Here is a 16,987-nt window from a genome sequence, read left to right as displayed (position 1 = left end):
TTCATTTGGCGAGTCCTTTAATCGTTCGAATGGTATTTGATATTATCTTTCGCGATCAGTCTAATCAAAAAATGGAACTGACTGACACAATGCCGATGCTGTTTTGCTTCTGCTGCTTTAGTTCCTGGGACGTCCTCTTCCCCACATCACGTACGGGGGCGGGGTGACCCAACCGGAAGCCCCCCAGCACTCAAGTGGGCGCCCTTCACTTCAAGGCTTGCTGCGCCCGCCGATGAACGCCTGCACCGCATCCCGATGCTCGGGCGTCGCGGTGATCACCGCATAGTGCGAGGAGATCAGGTCGAGGTTGGTGCGCAGGTCGTTGCGCATTCCCTGATAGACTGCGCGCTTGATCAGGCTCAGCGTGAGCGGTGGCGCCTTGGCGATCCGACGCGCCAGCGCCTCGACCGCCGGCATCAGGGCCACATCGTCGTGAACGCCGTTGACGAGGCCGATCCGGAGCGCTTCCTCCGCATCGACGAAGTCACCGGTGAAGAACAGCTCCAGCGCCTTCGCGGTGCCGACGAGTCGGGGCAGGAAGTGGGCGCCCCCGGCACCGGGCACCAGCCCGACGCGAACATAGGTCTCGGCAAAGCGGGCACTGCGCGCGGCGTAGCGCAGGTCACACATCAGCGCGAGGTCGAGGCCCGCCCCGGTGGCCACGCCGTTCAGCGCGGCGATGACCGGCTTGTCGAGATCCTCGAGCGCCAGCGGGATGCGCTGGATCCGGCTAAAAAGTTCGTCCTTACGCCGCTGGGGCGGCTGGTCGAGGCGCTCGCCCATCTCGACGATGTCGCCGCCGCTGCAGAAGGCTGGGCCTGCGCCGGTCACGATGACGACGCGGACCGCCTCATCCGTGCGGCAGCGCTGGAGGGCCGCCGTCCAGGCCTCGATCATCGGGAAGGTGAAGGCGTTCTTCCGCTCTGGTCGGTTCAACGTGATGGTCGCCACCCCCTCGGCGACACCGAACAGGAGGTCTTCGCCCGCACTCAGATCCTCGGTCTGGCTGGTCATGGGGCGGTCTCCAGAGGTGCGACGGCCGAGCGTTCGACCGTCGTGGTCGTCGCTTCGGGCGCGGTCATGTCCGCGCCCAGGGCAGCGATCTCCGACGGATCGAGGCCCGCCTCGGCCAGGACCTCGGCGGTGTGCTCGCCGTGCCGGGGCGCGTGGCGGCGAATCATGAATCGGCTGCCGCTGAACGAGACCGGCCGGCGCATGGTGCGGTAGCGCCCCTCACTCGGATGCTCGGCGGTGCCGAAGAAGCCCACCGCCTTCAGATGCGCGTCCTCCGGCAGGTCCTCCAACCCGAGGACCGGCATGCACGGGATGCTCACCGAGTCGCAGAACGCCACCCACTCTGCCGTGGTCCTGCGCGGCGCCTCCTCCTCCACCAGCGCGTACAGGACATCGATATTCTCCACCCGCACGGCGAGCGGCGTAAAGCGCGGGTCGTCCACGAACTCGAGTCGGCCGGTGTAGATGAAGAAGTCGCGCCAGTTCCGGTCGGAGTAGGGCAGGATGCAGGCGTGACCGTCCTGGGTGCGGTAGGGCTTGCGCTTCGGGCTGAGCACCCGGTTGAAGCCCGGTGGCCCGAGCGGTGGCTGAAATGCGTAGCCGACCATGTGCTCGACGAAGTTGAACTCCACCATGGTCTCGAACATAGGCACTTCCACTGCCTGCCCGCTGCCGCCGGCGCGTCGCCCGTAGAGGGCCGCCAGGATCGCGCAGGCGATGGCCTGCCCCGCGATCTTGTCGCAGAGCACGGTGGGCAGGTAGCCGGGCTGACCGGTGGCGGCGGTCTGGAGGGTGGCGAGGCCGGAGCCAGCCTGGATCAGATCGTCGTAGGCCGCTTTGTGCGCGTAGGGGCCGTCGGCCCCGAAGCCGTAGGCGCCGCAGAAAATGATCTCGGGCTTGAGCGCGCGCACGCGGTCGTAGCCGTAGCCCAGCCGCAGGATCGCGTCCGGGCGCATCGAGTGCACGAAGACGTCCGCCGTGGCGATCAGCCGGTCGAGGGCCGCGCGGGCCTCGGGCCGTTTCAGGTCCAGGCGGACGCTGCGCTTGTTGCGGTTGAGGTGCAGGAAGTTGCCGCCCATCCCGGGGTTGCGGGCCGGCCGGTAGTGACGGAAGGAGTCGCCCTCCGGCGTCTCGATCTTGATCACGTCCGCCCCGAGATCGGCCAGAATGTGTGTGGCCGAGGGCCCCATGATCACGCTGGTGAGATCCACGATCCGCACGCCCGCGAGGGGACCGTCCTCTTTCGTCTCGGCGGAATGATCCAGCACGCACCGATCTCCCATTTCAGCCGGCACCGGCCCGCAGCCGGACCAGCAAAGGCCAAAGTGCAGCGCCGCCGCCCGCGCAGACCGCGCGCCCGATCCGTTCCTGCCACACGGCGTCGGAGCCGAACTCATCGCGCCAGGACCACAGCCGCCGCGTCGCGCGGTGCAGCGGGTGTTCCTGGGTGAAACCCATCGCCCCGTGGATCTGATGACAGATTGCAGCGACGTGGCCTGCCGCCTCGCCGCAGCGCGCCTTGGCGATCGCGGTGGCGAGGACGAAGCGTGCGTCTCCCCAGCACACAGCGGCGAGATCGGCCGAGGCGGTCGCCGCCGCGACGTGGCCCGCGGCCTCGGCCAGCATATGCTGGATCGCCTGAAACTTGGCGAGCGGCCGCCCGAATTGCTGCCGTTCGCGGGCGTGATCCAGGGCGGAGGTGAGGCAGGTCTCCATCGCGCCTACCATCTGCTGCGCGCGCGCCCAGGCGCCGACTGTCTCCACCGAGCCGACACCAACCTCGGCGGCCCAGTCCGGCGCCGTCCACACCTCGTCGATGGCGACGGTGCAGCCCGTGAGGTCGAGGGCGTCGCGTGGCTCGCCCGCGAGATTGTGGCGCATGTCGCGAACCGTGCCCGGTGCTGCGATCCGCACGAGGTGCACTGCGCCCGCGGCGTCGATCGCATCCACGAGCAGGGCCGCGACCGAACCGCCCCAGGGCACTTGCGCCGCCCGCCCGTCGAGGACGAAGCCGTCGGCCCGTCGCGTGATCCGAACGGGGCTGCCGGCTGGGACCAAGGTTAGGGCGCCCTCCGATGCGCCGCCGCCGGCCGCCGCCCAGAGCGCCGCACCCGCGATGGTCTCGGGCAGTGGCAGTGGCAGGGCCGCCTGCCCGCAGCGCCGGATCAGCCGGGCAGCTGTCCCAGCCTTCAGACCGATCCCGTCGGCCGCTTCAGGCACCAGGGCCAGCGGCAGACCGCTGTCGTTAAGCGCCCTCCAGAGATCTGCGGGCCAGGCCGCGTCGTTCACGGCCCCGTCGCAGGCCGCCAGCAACTGTGGCGGGAGATGCTGGGCCAGCAGCCGCTCAAATTGATCGAGGACGATGGCGGCGATTTCGTCGGCTGACCCATCCTGTGCGTGGTTGGTCGTGTTCATCGCAAGCCCAGCCCCCGGGCGATGACCCCGCGCAGAACCTCGCGGGTGCCGCCGCGCAGGGTGAAGGAGGGCGCCCGCAGGGTCACGCCGCCGAGCGCCTCACGGAACGGCTCGCCCTGCGCGGTGAGGCTGGGCTCAACCGGCACGAGCCGCCGGGCGATCTCTGGCACGGCGCGCTCGAAGCTGTTGCCGACATCCTTCACGAGCGCTGCCTCGACGCCGGGGACGACGCCCTTGTCGAGGAGCCGGGCCACCGAGGCCGACATGCCGAGGAGCGCGGTGAGCTGCGCCACCATCCGGCCGGTCTCGACCGCCTGGAACCGGTCGGGTTCCGGCCCGATCCGGTCGACGAGTTCGACGAGCAGCCGGTAGTCCGACAGGAAGCGGTCGGGCCCCGAGCGCTCGAAAGCGAGTTCCTCCGTGACGAGCCCCCAGCCCTCGCCCTCCGCGCCGACCATCATGGCGTCCGGGACGCGGTAGTCAGTGAAGAACACCTCGTTGAACTCGTGGTGGCCTGACAGGTCGAGGATCGGTCGCACCGTGACCCCGGGAGCCGCCATGTCGATGATGAACTGGGTCAAGCCGCCGTGCCGGTCTGGTCCGGGCTCACCGGTCCGGACCAGGGCGAGCAGGTAATCGACCTGATGGGCGTTCGTCGTCCAGATCTTGGAGCCGTTGATCAACCAATCGTCGCCGTCGCGCACCGCGCGGGTGCGTACGGCTGCGAGGTCCGAGCCCGAGTTCGGCTCGCTCATGCCGATGCCGAAAGCGCATTCGCCGCGGCAGATCCGCGGCAGGATCGCCCGCTTGGCCGCCTCGGAACCGTGCCGCAGGATCTGTGGGCCGGACTGACGGTCGGCGATCCAGTGCGCCCCGCAGGGCGCGCCGGCCGCCAGCATCTCCTCGGTGACGACGAAGCGGACGAGGCCGGACCGCTCATGGCCACCATACGCCTCCGGCATGGTCAGGCCGATGAACCCAGCTGCCCCGGCACGTCGGCTGAAGCCGGCGTCGAAGGTCGTCCACGAGGTCCGATGCGGCACGAAGTGCCCGGCCGCCAGTTCAGCGTCGAGGAAAACGCGGACGGCCGCGCGGGCCGCCTCGGCCTCGGCCGGGAGCGGTTCGGCGCTGAAGCGAAAGCTCTGCATCTCTGCTCCGTGGTCTGTCAGATCAGGGGCTCGCCCGTATGGCCCGCTCAGCTCCCGTCGCGGTCCTTGAGGCCCGGAAAGAAGAGTTCCTGCCAGTCGGTCGGCACTTTGCGCAGGAGCCCCTGCGCCGCCATCGCCTTGGCGAGGTTGACCATGTCTTTCGGGGCCACGCCATAGACCAGGGACCCGTCGGTGAGGGTCGCCTCGACTTGGGCCTGATCGATCTGCACCTGCTCTGAAGCCAGATAGATCGCCGCCGCCCGCCTCGGGTCGCTGCGAATAAGCGAAACCGCGTCCTCCATGCCGGCGAGGATCGCCTGCGCCACTCTGGGATTGGCGTCAACAAAGCCCTGCTTGGCGTTCAGGGTCGCGGCGGTGGGGTCACCGTCGCCGATCAGACCGGTGGAGGTCATGATCGCCCGGAGCTTGGGATCCCCCCGCAGGACCTGGGTGAAGGGTGGCGTCGAGAAGTAGCCGGCGATGCTTTGCCCGGCGCGCATGGCCGCGGTGGCGTCGGGGTGGGGCAGGCTCACCATCAGCGTATCGGCCTTGGCCGGATCGCCGAGTTGCCGGGCCGCGGCCACCCGCAGCAGGATAGCCTGCGGCGAGTTAAAGGCTGGGACCGCGATTTTGTCACCAAAGGTAAAATCCTTCAGCGCGGTGACGCCTTGCTTGCCCGTAAACAGCGTGTAGACGACTGACGTGAGGGCGCAGAGACTCTTGATCTGCTGACGACCGCGGGTCTTGTCCCAGGCGATCAGGGCGCCGGTCGCGCCGAGGGTGCCCAGCTCGATGCTGTCGGAGAGCAGCGCGTCGTTCATCGCGGCTGAGCCACTGAAGCGGCTCAGCGTGACCGACAACCCGTCGAGGCCTGCCGCCTTGGCGCGCTTATCGAACAAACCTTCGTTCTGCGCGATCATCACCGGCAGGTAGACGAGACCGTATTGCAGGCCGATGCGGACCGTGTTCGTCTCGGCGCGGGTCGGTCCGCTCAAAGCGGACAGCAGCAGCGCCACAGCGACGAGACGCGCGGCGACGGCCGCGAGGCGGATCGACATCGGCATTCCTCCCGAGCAGAGCCGCCCTTGGCGCGCGGTCTCAGCACGTCCGGACAGCATCACCGTCCGGCGCTCGCCCTCGAGTAGGACAGAGCCGGGATTGGTCTTCAACCGTCATCGTCGATCTGCTGAGCAATATCACATCTGTGATGGAGCGGCGGATGATTCGCACTATACGTCGTCGAGCGCGGATGCGGTGATGCATTCATGACGGCAGCTGGACCTAAGCGGCCCGTACTCCATTCACGATAATTGGACATGCCATGAAGTCGCACCGCAGACGCCATGTTCGTTCGAGTTGCGGGCGACTCAAATGATTGCCGGGCGGGCAGTCTATTCGTGGGCTTCACGGTGCGCGGATATCACGTTCGCGGCCGTTCACAGCCTCCTCGCACTACCGGCCTGGAGCTGGGTATGATTGGCCCCGGCCGCTTCACGCCTCGGGTAAAGACCGGAGCGGGTTCGAGCACGGACCTCTTAGTTAGGGCCGATGCAGTCGGTCCCTCCTTGGCTTTCGTGAAATCCGCGGGCCGCGTGCTTCAGATCCTGGAGCTGTTCGACGAGCTTCAGCGCGAAGCTCGGGTCTCGGAGATTGCCGAGCGCCTAGGCTTTCCGCAATCCTCAACCTCGATGCTTCTGAAGAGCCTCGCCCAACTCGGCTATCTCGATTACGACGCCGATAGCCGCAGCTTCCTGCCGTCGCCGCGGGTCGCGCTGCTGGGCGCGTGGCTCGACAAGGGGCCGGTGCGCGACGGTAGTCTCGTGCGCATGCTCGAGCATCTGTCCGAGTGCACGGGCGGCACGGTGATCCTGGCGGCACGCAACACCATCTATTCGCAGTACGTCCACGTGTTGCAGGCGCGAACCGCGATGCGCTTTCACGTCCCACCCGGCACGCGCCGACTTGTGGTGTGGTCGGCGACCGGCACCGCGCTTCTCGCCGGTATCCCCGATGCCGAGATCGGCCCACTTGTGCGGCGCACGAACGCGGAGGCCCCGCCCGAGCAACCCCCGATTCAGGTCTCAGCCGTCTTGGCCAACGTGGCCCGTTTGCGGCAGGACGGCCATTTCTTTTCTCATGGCCTCGTCACGTCCGGTGCCGGGTCGATCGCGGTGCCACTACCCAACCGCATCGACCGCAAGGGCCGTCCCCTCGCCGTTGCGGTCTCAGGACTGCTCGAGGAATTTGAGCGACGGGAGGCGCAGATCGTCGCGATGATTCACGATGCGATCGCACGTTTCCTCGTACACATGGACTAGGAAGATGGATCGGTATGTCCGCGGCCAGTTAGGGCAGGGGGCGATTGCGCCGTGGCAGCTCGTTCTGAGTGAGGCGGTGTGACGACCACTCCGTTAGTTTCAAGATCATCTGCTCCCTCCTGTGCGGCCGACAGGCTGGGGCCATCACCGACCGGACCTATCGCTCAACCTTAGGCACGTATCTCGGCCTCCTGAGCAGGGCCGGGGCACCGCCATCAAGATGGTGGTGCGAGGCACAAGACGCGGTGCGGTCCAGGGACGGTCGCGTAGTTCGGTCTGGCTTATCCACGGGAAGGCCGATTATCGTGATCTCACGCCGTCTTCTCCTAGCATGTCTGGCCCTCGCCCCAACATCGAGCCGGGGTCAGGAGGGCGAAGCGACCAGACGTATCGTACTTGGCACGGCAACGCCGGGGGGCTCGTTCCCCGCCTTCGGTCGCGCGCTCGTCGCAGCAGTCAACGAGGTTGATCCCGGTCTGACGATCGAGCCTCGCATCACAAAGGGCTCGACTGAAAACCTCGCGCTGCTGCGGGAAGGCAAGCTCGATCTGGCCCTCGTGCAGGGGGAGTACGCCTTCGACGCGTTGAATGCTCAGCCAACCTCTGGGTCCGGGCTGACCGTCGTCGCCCCGATCGACGCATCGCCCGGGTTGTTCGTGGTCCCGAAGGCCAGCCCGATCCACGGCGTGGAGGACTTGCGCGGGTGCGCCGTCGCGCTCGGCACGCGAGCCTCCGGCTTTACGCTGATGGGGCGCACCGTGCTCCTGGGTTCAGGCATCGATCCCGAGCATGACATCCGCCCGATCCTTCTCGACGATGCCGGCGATGGCGCCGTTCAAGTCCGCGATGGCCGAGCGGCTGCCTTGTGGGGTGCGAGCCTCGGTTGGCCAGGCTTCAAGACCCTCGCGGACGCGCCCGGCGGCGCCCGCTTCTTCGGCCCGGCGCCGGAAGCAGTCCCGAAGATCCTCGCGCTCCGCTCGTCGCTGCGACGCCTGACCGTCCCGGCGGGCTCGTTCAAGGGACAGGACAGGGCGCTCGAGACCGTCGGTTCCTGGAGCTTCATTTTAGGCCGGCCAGGGCTCGATGACGCCTTCGTCTCGCGCCTCGTGCGGGCGATCGATCAGGGGCGGAACACGCTGGCGCGCCACTATGCACAGGGACACGAGAGCGATCCGCGCAACCTGGTCTCGAATGTGCCGGCCGCGTGGCTGCATCCGGCGACCGCAATCTATCTGCGGGAGATCGGCGCCGTTCCGCAGTGAGCCTCGCGGAGCCTTCCCGGCCGCAGTCTCTGGCGTAGCACTGCGAGGACCCGGCCCTAACCAGCACCTCTGACCCTTTTAAGGGGCAACAGTGAGGGGGTACCGTTGCGGCGTTCCTGGTGTCACTATGACTTAAGGGTTTGTGCTGACGCACGAGGCTCACCAACAGCTTTGGCGGCCAAGTTCTTGAGATAACGATCGACTTCGGTATGATCGGCGGCGGGGCCCAGCTGTTCCAGAGCGCGGCGGGCGAATGCGACGACATCTTGGGAAAAGGGTGCGGGCCGCGCCAGCTCTTTGGCGAGATCAACCGCGATACCGATATCCTTAGTCATGAGCGCGAGCCCGAAGCCCGAATTGTAGGCTTCCGTGATGATGAAGGGCTTGAGCTTGTTCTCAGTGGAATTGTTGCGCCCGGTGGAGACGTTGAAAATATCCGTCATCAGTTCTGGGTCGAGGCCGAACGCAGCGCCGATCTGCACCGCCTCGCAGGCGGCGATCAACCCGGCGGCAGAGACGTAGTTGTTGAGCGCCTTCATGGCATGCGCTGAACCCAAGGCGCCGGTTCGGAACATGGAGCCGCCCATCGCGTCCAGCACGCCCGTGATGCGCTCGATCACTGCTGGCTCGCCGCCTGCCATGATGGACAAGGTACCGGCGACAGCTTTCTTCACACCGCCCGAGACCGGCGCATCGACGACATCGATCCCAGCCCCCGCCAGTCTCTCCCCGAGCGCCCGGGTCGAGAGTGGGGCCGAGGAGCTCATCTCGATCAAGACTGCGCCCCGGGTCATCGCGGTGCCGACCGGATCGGTGTCGTCGAGAACCACGCGGCGCACGGTATCGCCATCGGGCAACATGGTGATCACCGCCGCCGCGCCCGCCGCCGTTGCCGCGGCGGACGTACATGCCGTGCCGCCAGCGCCGACCAGGTTGTCGAGGGCCTGCTGGGCTGGATCGTAGCCGCGCACGGCGTAGCCGGCCTCGATCAACCGTACGGCCATCGGAAGTCCCATCTTACCCAGGCCGATAAACCCAAGCGTCGCGGGTGGCATGATCTTGTGGTCCGCCATCGTTCTCTCCTCCATGGATCTGCTATTCGTCAGCCGGCAGCCCGGATCGCCTCAAGTGCCCGCGTGAAGTAAGGGCGGAACAGGTCCGGGTTTTCGGACATCGGGAAATGTCCGAGGTTCGGCATCTCGTGAAAACCGCTGCCCGGCATGAGGGCCGCGAGCGCCGCACCATCGTCGGTGGTGGCCGAGTAATCGTAGGTCCCGGTGAGGAGGTGGACCGGAAGCCGGCCCGCATCAATTCGCGGCGCGACCCGGGCCCCGTCGAACTCGTCGCTGTAGAAGGCCAGATCGCCGGTATAAATGCCCGGTCCACCCTGCGCGTAGATCCACGCGGCGCGCCGCCGCCACGCTTCCGGGCTGGTCGGGCTCATCAAACCGCGCACGTAGGCGCTGTTGTGCATTCCCCCTGAGACGGCCGCATGGGCGAGATAGGGGTTGCGGCGCCCCGATGAGCGCAGCGGCGCTTCCAGAGCGATGACTCCCCGCAGCAGGTCGGGGCGGTCGGCAGCGACCGTCAAGGCGATCGCCGCACCCATCGAGCAGCCGACCAGAATCGCTGGCGCCGACACAACGGTCTCCAGAAACGTCGTGACCCACGAAGCGTAGCGTACGCTGTCGAGACGATACGCGCCCCCGTCCCAATCCAGGGGTGGCAGCGATCGCCCGTGAAAGGGGCAATCGAATGCCAGGAGCTTCCAGTCCCGCGCCAATGCCACGTCCGACAGCAACGCGCCGTACTGCCGCGAATCCGCCCCGGCGGTGTGCAGGAATACCACCGGTGACCCAGAGCCCGCCGTCTCAAAAAAGACCTCGCACGGCCCCTCCTGAGTGATCAGGGACACGTAGCGTCCGATCACCTGGCCCATATCCCGGGCGACCGGCTGAGGCGGCGAACCACCGGTGGTGACCGGTCCTGCCACCAGCCGCAGGACCTCAAGCAACCGTTCCAGGGCCGGGCGCGCCTGTGCCACCCGCAACGGGTCGCCCGACACGGTCGCGTCGGGATTTGCCAGTTGCAGGGCGGTAAAGGACTGGTGCCGCGGCGGCGGCACCCGCGCCAGGGCGGCCTCCCAAACGGCCGGCGGCGCGGTCAGAGCGACGTCGACAACGCCGCCGGCGGAATCACACCATCGCGTCGGCGTATCGGGCGCGAACACGAGGTCGACCGCCGCGTCGCCGCACGCGAGCTGGACGCGCGCGTCCAGGCCACGCGCCGACGCCCGCAACTCGGGATCGTCTAGGGCGCGTGGCAGGCGCGCTGTCAGCGTCGCGATAAAATCCAGCATCTCGGTCCCTCAGCCCGTTGCCCAGGAGACAGCCAAACGCACCGCCCCCTCGGCCGGATGGTCATTTGTTCTGACGGCAGCCTGGAAAGGGAGATGGGACATCCGGCGCTCAGATCCCGAGATAGGCGGTTCGCACCTGCGAGTTGGTCCGCAACATCTCCGCGGTCCCCTCGATCACGATGCGACCAGCCTCCAAGACGTAGCCCCGGCTTGCGACATCAAGGGCGAGCGCCGTGTTCTGCTCCACCAAGAGGATGGCGGTTCCCTGGGCGTGTATGTCGGACAGGGCTCGGTGCAGTTCCTCGACGACGATCGGCGCGAGTCCGTGGCTTGGCTCGTCGAGAATCAGCAGACCCGGGGCGAGCATGAGCGCGCGCCCGAGGGCCACCATCTGCTGCTCGCCCCCCGACATCGAGCCGGCGCGCTGCCTGCGCCGCTCGGCGAGCCGGGGGAAGAGGGCGTAGACCGTCTCGATCCGCTCGCCGAGGCTCGGTTCCCGCCGCCGGCTGAACGCGCCGAGCCACAGATTCTCCTCGACCGTCATGTCACCGAAGACGTGACGCCCTTCGGGCACGTGGGCGATGCCGAGCGCCGGCACGGCGTGGGCCGGCATAGACATCAGGTCGGTGCCGCAAAAGCTGATAGCCCCACGTGCCCGGGGCACGAGGCGGGAGATCGCCCGCAGAAGCGTGCTTTTGCCCGCGGTATTGGCTCCGATGACGCAGACGAACTCGCCCGCGCCGACGCGCAGGGAGACGCCGTGCAAAATGTCCGCCTTGCCGTAGCCGGCATGGAGGTCGCGCACGTTCAGGAGGTCGACGGCCTCACTCGGCATAGGCGCGCCCAAGATATGCGGTGACGACATCGGGGTGTCGAACGATCTCGTCTGGCGAACCCACCGCCAGCAGCCGGCCAAAGCTCAGCGCGACGATGCGGTCGCACAGCGCCATGATCGCCTTCATGTGATGCTCGACCACGATGACGGTGAGCCCGTCCGCACGCAGTGCCCGGATCAGGTCCATCATCTCCGCCATCTCCACGGCGTTTAACGCCGCCATGACCTCGTCGAGCAGGAGCAACTTCGGCTCGGTCGACAGGGCACGGGCGACCTCGACGCGGGCGCGTTCGGGAAACGAGAGGTCGCCTGCCCGTTTGTGCGCGATACTGGCGAGCCCGACGCGCTCCAGGCAGGCGAGAGCGCGGACGCGTGCCTCGGGCAACGGGTGGTGCAGCAAGGCGCCGATGACGACGTTGTCGAGAACGTCCGTGTCCATGAACAGCGCGACGTTCTGGAAGGTTTTGGTCAGACCGAGCCGTGCGATCCGGTGGGGTTTGAGCCCGACGAGATTCCGGCCCTCCAGCTGGATCGTCCCGGCATCCGCCCGGTGCAGGCCGACCAGTGTCGAGAACAGGGTGGTTTTCCCGGCGCCATTCGGGCCGATCAGACCCAAAATCTCACCGGGCTGGACCTCAAAGCTCACATCTTGAAGCGCCTGCAGCCCACCGAAGCGCTTGCCGACGCCGCGCAACTCCAGGATCGGGCTCATCGGCATGCCCGGCGCGGTCACTTCGGTGCATCCACGGCGGGGACGCGCCAGGGCCACCGGAACACCGGGCCCATGGCGACGAGTCCGTGCGGCTGGATCATGATCACCGAGATCAGGATCAGGCCGTAGACGAGGTTCGACAGTCCGGCGACCTGACCCGAGAGCAGTACGTTGGCGATCTCCTCCAACGACACGATCAGGATCGCACCGAGGATCGGGCCCGCTGCCGTACCGATGCCACCCACAATCGCGATGAGGGCGATGCGCACCGAGATCGGCGCCGCGCCGAACACCGCGTCTGGATCGAAGAAGAAGTTCATCTGGGCGTAGAGCGTGCCGAGCATCGCGGTCAACGCCCCGGAAATCACGGCCGCCTGGATCTTGATACGCGCGGTGTCGACGCCAACGACCTCGGCGGCGCTCGCGTCCTCTCGCACGGCGCGGAGTCGGTAGCCGAAGGCCGAGCGGCGGATGCCGACAAACACCGCCGTCACCCCCACGAGCGCGGCGAGGTTCAGATAGTAGAACGGGAGCGTGCCCTTGAAGCTCAGCATCCACAGCCCCGGCGCAGAATAGGGAACGGAAATGCCGACGGGGCCGCCGGTCAGGCCGGTCCAGGCGTTGGCGACGACGCGCATGACCTCCCCGAAGGCGAGGGTGGCGAGGGCGAAATAGTGGCCACGAAGACGCATCGTCGGGAGGCTGATCAAGGCGGCGGCGGCTCCCCCGAGGACGCCTCCGGCGAGCATCCCGAACCAGGGCGACAGACCGAAGTCGATCAGGAGTCGCGTCGAGGTGTAAGCACCGATCCCGAAGAAGGCCGCGTGCCCGAGCGAGATCTGGTTTGCGAGCCCCCCGACGATGTTCCAGCTCTGGCCCAGTGCCGCAAACAGGAACACCAGGGCGATGACGCGGATCGCGTAGCCGTCGCCGTCGAGCGCGAGCGGCACGAGCAGCGCAGCCGCGAGCGCAGCCGCGGGCACAAATCGCCGTGAGATCGGCGCTCCCGCTGAGGGCAGGGACGTGGCGAAAACGCTCATCGCGCCTTCCCCAGAAGACCCTCGGGGCGAACCGCTAGGACCGCGATGAACACCACGAACAGCACGAGGTTCTGAAGCTGGATCGGGAAGACGAGTCCCGAGAGCGATTGGATCACCCCGACCGCGAGGCCACCAACTACGGCGCCCGCCACGCTGCCCAGGCCACCGAGCACCACCACCGTGAACATCAAGACCGTGAACTGGCTGCCGACCGTGGGATAGACCGTCAGGTACGGCAGGATCACCGCGCCTCCGAAGGCGGAGAGTCCGACACCGAGGCCGAAAGCGAGGCGACGCATCCGGTCGACGTCGATGCCCGACAACCGCGCCGCCATCGGGTCTTGGGCTGTCGCCCGCATCGCTCGACCGAACCAGCTCACCCGCAGAAACCACCACAGCCCCAGGCCACTGAGTGCGGACATCGCGAAGGCGGCGAGATAGGGCACGCTGATGAACAGCGGCCCGAGCCGGAGAGCGGCGGTTTGGTAGGGTGTCGATACCGAGCGGAAATCTGAGCCGAAGGCGAGCAGCGCGGCGTTCTCCAGAACGATCAGCAAGCCGACTGTCAGGAAGATCTGCGCGACTTCGGGCGCACGCATCACCCGACGGACCAGCCAGTGCTGCACGGCGAGGCCGAAGAGGAAGACGAGCCCGAAGGCCAGAAAGGCGCCGATCAGCGGGTCGAGCCCGAGCTTGGCCCAGGCAAACCACGCGATGAACATGCCGAGCATGAGAAATTCGGCCTGGGCAAAGTTGATGATGCCCATCACGCCGAACACCAGCGTCAGACCGATCGAGGTCACGGCGTAGACGCCGCCGATCATTATCCCGTCGAGAATGGCCTGGATGAGCGCCACGTCAGGCTTTCCAGACCGGCTGAGCCTTGGCGAACCGCTCCGGCCAAACGGTGACGGGCTCCTTGCCCCGCCATTGCACCATCAACGGCTCAGCCAACGTGTTCAGACCGGCCGCATCGAATTGGACGGCCCCTCCGGTCATCACCTTGGTCCAGCCGCCATCGAAACGCGTGCCGTGTAGGGTATCGCGCAGGGAGGCCGGGTCCGACTTGCCGGCCTTCTCCAAGGCCTGCGCCAATACGTCGAGGCAGACCGCGTGCTCCAGCGCCTCGTGCACCATGAAGTAGCCATAGCGCTTGCTGAACGCGTCGGTCAGTGCAGGATCCTGGTCCCAGCTTGCGGGGCTGATCGAGAGAATGCCCTCCGCGTACTCTCCGAGACCGCTCTTGAAGTCCGGAATGACGTAGCCCGCCGCGCCGCCGATCGCCGGGATGGTCAGCCCTTGCTGGCGCATCACCCGAATGATCTGCAGGCTGTCGTTGAGGTAGGAGACCGGAAACACCGCCTGGGCACCGGATGTGCGCAGCTTATTGATCAGCGGGGTCACGTCGGTGATGCCGAGCGGGTAGCCCTCGTCCATCACGACCTGCACGCCGGCCTTCGCCGCAGCCTTGCGTAGCCCGCCGGCCTGAGATGTCCCGTAGGCGGTATCCTCGAACAGGATCGCGACCTGCTTCAGGTCGGTCCCGGCCTTTTTCGCGATCGCAAGCGTTCCATCGAACTGAGCTGCGCCGATCATGGAAGCCTTGGCGACGACCTGAAACACGCTCTTGAAGCCGCGTTCGGTGATCTGGTCCGAGAACGACATCGTCAGGAGCGGGATATCGCGTCGCTCCGTCACTTCGGAAATTGCGAGTGTCAGCGACGACGCAAATGCGCCGAGGATCGCCGAAACTCGGTTCTGGGTGATCATGCGCTGCGCAACTGTCGCGGCCTGCGTCGGCGTCGAGGTGGCATCCGCCACGACGAGTTCAATCCGAGCGCCGCCGAGGCTCTTGATACCGCCGGCCGCGTTGATCTGATCTGCAACGAGCTGGATGCCATTCCGGGAATTGACCCCGAACTGAGCATTCGCTCCGGACAGGGGCAGAATAACCCCAATGCTAACCGCTGAAGCAGCCTGCGCGCTCCGGATCAGGAAGGGCGCCGCGACCGCTCCGCCCAGCGCGCCAACCAACTGCCTCCGGTCGAGCCGCAAACGCCGATCTCCGGCGGCATTGTCCGACATTGTGGTCCTCCCAGTGGTCCGTGTTCGGCCCATCGTTGACCGGCACACTGTCAAACCGGTCGCAGCGCGTCAATCGACACTCCGTCAATCTGATTGTAAGACAGTGTGGATTGTCGACTGCAGAGGCTCGCGTCCGCGGGGTAGCACGGTGGTCACATTTGGGTTGGGGGCTTGCCTCTGGCGTTTCGCCAACACGCTGACCCACGGGGCAGACCCAAAGGCCCACGATCACACGAATTTAAGGCCCAGCCTGGCGGCTCTGTTTCAGGCGAGGAAGGGGGGGTTGAGAGAACGATGACCTACGAAGTCCTTGCGATCCGTTACGCCACCCATGCCAGATTTGCGCACGAAAACTTCATTTTCCCACCGGATGGCAGCCGAGACGCGCACGATACGCCAATGCCGATGGACTATTTTGTTTGGTTGCTGCGCTCCGACGAGCGAACGATCCTCGTCGATACGGGCTTTGGTCAGGCGGAAGCCCGTGCCCGGGGCCGGGTCCTGCTGCAGCACCCGGGCGATGCGCTGCGTGCGGTCGGCGTCGAGCCAGGAAGCGTCACCGACGTCATCATCACGCATTTGCACTACGACCACGCGGGCAATCTGGCGGCGTTTCCCGCGGCGAGATTTCTCCTCCAGGACGCGGAGATGGCCTACGCTACCGGCCGCTGCATGTGTCACGGCCGGCTACGCAACGCTTTCGCGGTTGAAGACGTGGTTGAGATGGTCCGGCGGGTCTACGCCGGCCGGGTGCGCTTCACCGACGGCGACGCAACGCTCTTTCCCGGCGTGTCGGTGCACCTCGTCCCAGGCCACTCCCGCGGCTTGCAATGCGTGCGCGTCGAGACCGTCCGGGGCGCCGTCGTGCTGGCCTCCGACGCCGCGCACTATTACGCCAATATGGAGACCGGAAATCCTTACCCGATCGTCGTTGACGTGGCGGCGATGGCCGAGAGCTGGGCGCGCCTCCATGAACTTGCCGAAAGCGAAGCGCATATCATTCCGGGACACGATCCACTGGTGATGGCGCGCTATCCACGCCTCGTCCGCCCTGACGTCGAGGCCGTTCAACTTCACGTGCCGCCATCTGCCTAGTGTTCACGGACATGCAGTCCATACCGAGCCCGTATCGGCGCGGAGGCGCCGATGGGAATGCTGCAATCCAGCGCGATTCCCCGCTGAGCGACCGGTGCCGTGAAACGATGTCACGCGAGACGAGTAATCGCTGTCGCGCCACGAGCGCGACATCCGACTGAAGCACCGATCGCATTTGTCTTATTGACATACAGTATGCGATTGCGGACTGTTCGAACGGTCTGTGGTGTGGAGCGGGTGTGATGGCTGAGAGCGAACAGTTCGAGAAGGGTTTGGCGGTGCGGCGCGCCGTACTCGGCGCAGAATACGTCGATGGCGGGCTCGCCAAGGCCGACGATTTCATGATGGCGTTTCAGCGCATCACGACCGAGTGGTGCTGGGGCTACGCCTGGACGCGCGACGGCCTCGATCGGCGCACGCGCAGCATGCTCAACCTCGCGATGCTCACCGCGCTCAGCAAGCCAGCTGAGTTGAAACTTCACGTGAAGGGCGCGCTCGCCAACGGCGTCTCCGTGGAGGAAATCAAAGAAATCCTGCTTCACGCGACCGTCTATTGCGGCATCCCTGCGGGCCTCGATGCCTTCAAAGCCGCACACGAGGTGCTGAAGGCTGAGGGCGCGGTTTCGGGTGAGCCCGTCGGGCCCGCCTGAACGTGGCGGCCGTGGATGTCGCGCTTTGCGGCCATTCACGGCACATACGTCGCC

At 66.6% G+C, this 16,987-nt stretch carries 16 protein-coding genes; 4 read left to right on the top strand and 12 right to left on the bottom strand.

All coding sequences use genetic code 11. From position 1 onward, the window contains the following. Positions 1-210 precede the first annotated feature (210 nt). The 5 genes from MKK67_RS03865 to MKK67_RS03845 are packed head-to-tail and all read right to left on the bottom strand — an operon-like array spanning position 211 to position 5,635. Entirely contained in the window at positions 211-1,014 is an 804-nt protein-coding gene (locus tag MKK67_RS03865; RefSeq protein WP_243962314.1) for an enoyl-CoA hydratase/isomerase family protein, read from the bottom strand. Beyond that, positions 1,011-2,282 (bottom strand): CaiB/BaiF CoA transferase family protein, encoded by a 1,272-nt coding sequence (locus MKK67_RS03860; RefSeq protein WP_243962312.1) that lies wholly within the window; start codon positions 2,280-2,282, stop codon positions 1,011-1,013. Before MKK67_RS03860 ends, MKK67_RS03865 begins: the two co-directional genes overlap by 4 nt. Before the next feature lie 16 nt (positions 2,283-2,298). Next, the gene (locus MKK67_RS03855; protein WP_243962310.1) at positions 2,299-3,429 is read right to left on the bottom strand and encodes an acyl-CoA dehydrogenase family protein; all 1,131 of its coding nucleotides are present in this window, start codon (positions 3,427-3,429) and stop codon (positions 2,299-2,301) included. Beyond that, positions 3,426-4,577 carry an acyl-CoA dehydrogenase family protein gene (locus tag MKK67_RS03850; protein WP_243962308.1) on the bottom strand — a complete coding sequence of 384 codons (1,152 nt, stop codon included), beginning with the start codon at positions 4,575-4,577 and terminating at the stop codon, positions 3,426-3,428. The genes MKK67_RS03855 and MKK67_RS03850 overlap by 4 nt, the downstream gene beginning before the upstream one ends. Before the next feature lie 47 nt (positions 4,578-4,624). After that, entirely contained in the window at positions 4,625-5,635 is a 1,011-nt protein-coding gene (locus tag MKK67_RS03845) for an ABC transporter substrate-binding protein (RefSeq protein WP_243962306.1), read from the bottom strand. Positions 5,636-6,151: 516 nt separating this feature from the next. Here MKK67_RS03845 and MKK67_RS03840 point away from each other — a divergent pair. Then, positions 6,152-6,895, top strand: a complete 744-nt coding sequence (locus tag MKK67_RS03840) for an IclR family transcriptional regulator (RefSeq protein ID WP_243962321.1) — start codon at positions 6,152-6,154, stop codon at positions 6,893-6,895. Between the two features lie 245 nt (positions 6,896-7,140). Then, positions 7,141-8,157, top strand: a complete 1,017-nt coding sequence (locus tag MKK67_RS03835) for a TAXI family TRAP transporter solute-binding subunit (RefSeq protein WP_243962305.1) — start codon at positions 7,141-7,143, stop codon at positions 8,155-8,157. Between the two features lie 125 nt (positions 8,158-8,282). Here MKK67_RS03835 and MKK67_RS03830 read toward each other — a convergent pair whose 3' ends face one another. From MKK67_RS03830 to MKK67_RS03800, 7 genes are all read right to left on the bottom strand, one after another. Continuing rightward, entirely contained in the window at positions 8,283-9,230 is a 948-nt protein-coding gene (locus MKK67_RS03830; RefSeq protein ID WP_243962304.1) for an NAD(P)-dependent oxidoreductase, read from the bottom strand. A gap of 29 nt (positions 9,231-9,259) precedes the next feature. Beyond that, on the bottom strand, positions 9,260-10,516 hold the full coding sequence (locus tag MKK67_RS03825) for an alpha/beta fold hydrolase (protein WP_243962303.1): 1,257 nt from the start codon (positions 10,514-10,516) through the stop codon (positions 9,260-9,262). 109 nt (positions 10,517-10,625) lie between these two features. Then, positions 10,626-11,351 (bottom strand): ABC transporter ATP-binding protein, encoded by a 726-nt coding sequence (locus MKK67_RS03820; RefSeq protein WP_243962302.1) that lies wholly within the window; start codon positions 11,349-11,351, stop codon positions 10,626-10,628. Further along, entirely contained in the window at positions 11,341-12,084 is a 744-nt protein-coding gene (locus MKK67_RS03815; protein WP_243962301.1) for an ABC transporter ATP-binding protein, read from the bottom strand. The genes MKK67_RS03820 and MKK67_RS03815 overlap by 11 nt, the downstream gene beginning before the upstream one ends. Continuing rightward, entirely contained in the window at positions 12,081-13,103 is a 1,023-nt protein-coding gene (locus MKK67_RS03810; RefSeq protein WP_243962300.1) for a branched-chain amino acid ABC transporter permease, read from the bottom strand. The genes MKK67_RS03815 and MKK67_RS03810 overlap by 4 nt, the downstream gene beginning before the upstream one ends. After that, positions 13,100-13,960, bottom strand: a complete 861-nt coding sequence (locus MKK67_RS03805) for a branched-chain amino acid ABC transporter permease (RefSeq protein WP_243962299.1) — start codon at positions 13,958-13,960, stop codon at positions 13,100-13,102. Before MKK67_RS03805 ends, MKK67_RS03810 begins: the two co-directional genes overlap by 4 nt. A 1-nt stretch (position 13,961) precedes the next feature. Continuing rightward, complete coding sequence (locus MKK67_RS03800) at positions 13,962-15,188, bottom strand: ABC transporter substrate-binding protein (RefSeq protein WP_243962298.1); 1,227 nt, start codon at positions 15,186-15,188, stop codon at positions 13,962-13,964. Between the two features lie 294 nt (positions 15,189-15,482). Here MKK67_RS03800 and MKK67_RS03795 point away from each other — a divergent pair, with 294 nt between their 5' ends. Both MKK67_RS03795 and MKK67_RS03790 read left to right on the top strand, forming a co-directional pair. After that, complete coding sequence (locus tag MKK67_RS03795) at positions 15,483-16,283, top strand: N-acyl homoserine lactonase family protein (protein WP_243962297.1); 801 nt, start codon at positions 15,483-15,485, stop codon at positions 16,281-16,283. A gap of 242 nt (positions 16,284-16,525) precedes the next feature. Next, positions 16,526-16,933: a carboxymuconolactone decarboxylase family protein gene (locus MKK67_RS03790; RefSeq protein WP_147852812.1), complete on the top strand. Its 408-nt coding sequence runs from the start codon at positions 16,526-16,528 to the stop codon at positions 16,931-16,933. Positions 16,934-16,987: the final 54 nt, after the last annotated feature.

The organism is Methylobacterium sp. J-072, assembly GCF_022829425.1.
Taxonomy (GTDB): Bacteria; Pseudomonadota; Alphaproteobacteria; order Rhizobiales; family Beijerinckiaceae; genus Methylobacterium.
This window is presented reverse-complemented; position numbering and strand designations above follow the sequence as displayed.

Coding starts and splice junctions, on each gene's coding strand:
- MKK67_RS03865 (WP_243962314.1), bottom strand. CDS start 1,014: ATGACCAGCCAGACCGAGGATCTGAGTGCGGGCGAAGACCTCCTGTTC.
- MKK67_RS03855 (WP_243962310.1), bottom strand. CDS start 3,429: ATGAACACGACCAACCACGCACAGGATGGGTCAGCCGACGAAATCGCC.
- MKK67_RS03850 (WP_243962308.1), bottom strand. CDS start 4,577: ATGCAGAGCTTTCGCTTCAGCGCCGAACCGCTCCCGGCCGAGGCCGAG.
- MKK67_RS03845 (WP_243962306.1), bottom strand. CDS start 5,635: ATGTCGATCCGCCTCGCGGCCGTCGCCGCGCGTCTCGTCGCTGTGGCG.
- MKK67_RS03830 (WP_243962304.1), bottom strand. CDS start 9,230: ATGGCGGACCACAAGATCATGCCACCCGCGACGCTTGGGTTTATCGGC.
- MKK67_RS03825 (WP_243962303.1), bottom strand. CDS start 10,516: ATGCTGGATTTTATCGCGACGCTGACAGCGCGCCTGCCACGCGCCCTA.
- MKK67_RS03820 (WP_243962302.1), bottom strand. CDS start 11,351: ATGCCGAGTGAGGCCGTCGACCTCCTGAACGTGCGCGACCTCCATGCC.
- MKK67_RS03810 (WP_243962300.1), bottom strand. CDS start 13,103: ATGAGCGTTTTCGCCACGTCCCTGCCCTCAGCGGGAGCGCCGATCTCA.
- MKK67_RS03800 (WP_243962298.1), bottom strand. CDS start 15,188: ATGTCGGACAATGCCGCCGGAGATCGGCGTTTGCGGCTCGACCGGAGG.
- MKK67_RS03795 (WP_243962297.1), top strand. CDS start 15,483: ATGACCTACGAAGTCCTTGCGATCCGTTACGCCACCCATGCCAGATTT.
- MKK67_RS03790 (WP_147852812.1), top strand. CDS start 16,526: ATGGCTGAGAGCGAACAGTTCGAGAAGGGTTTGGCGGTGCGGCGCGCC.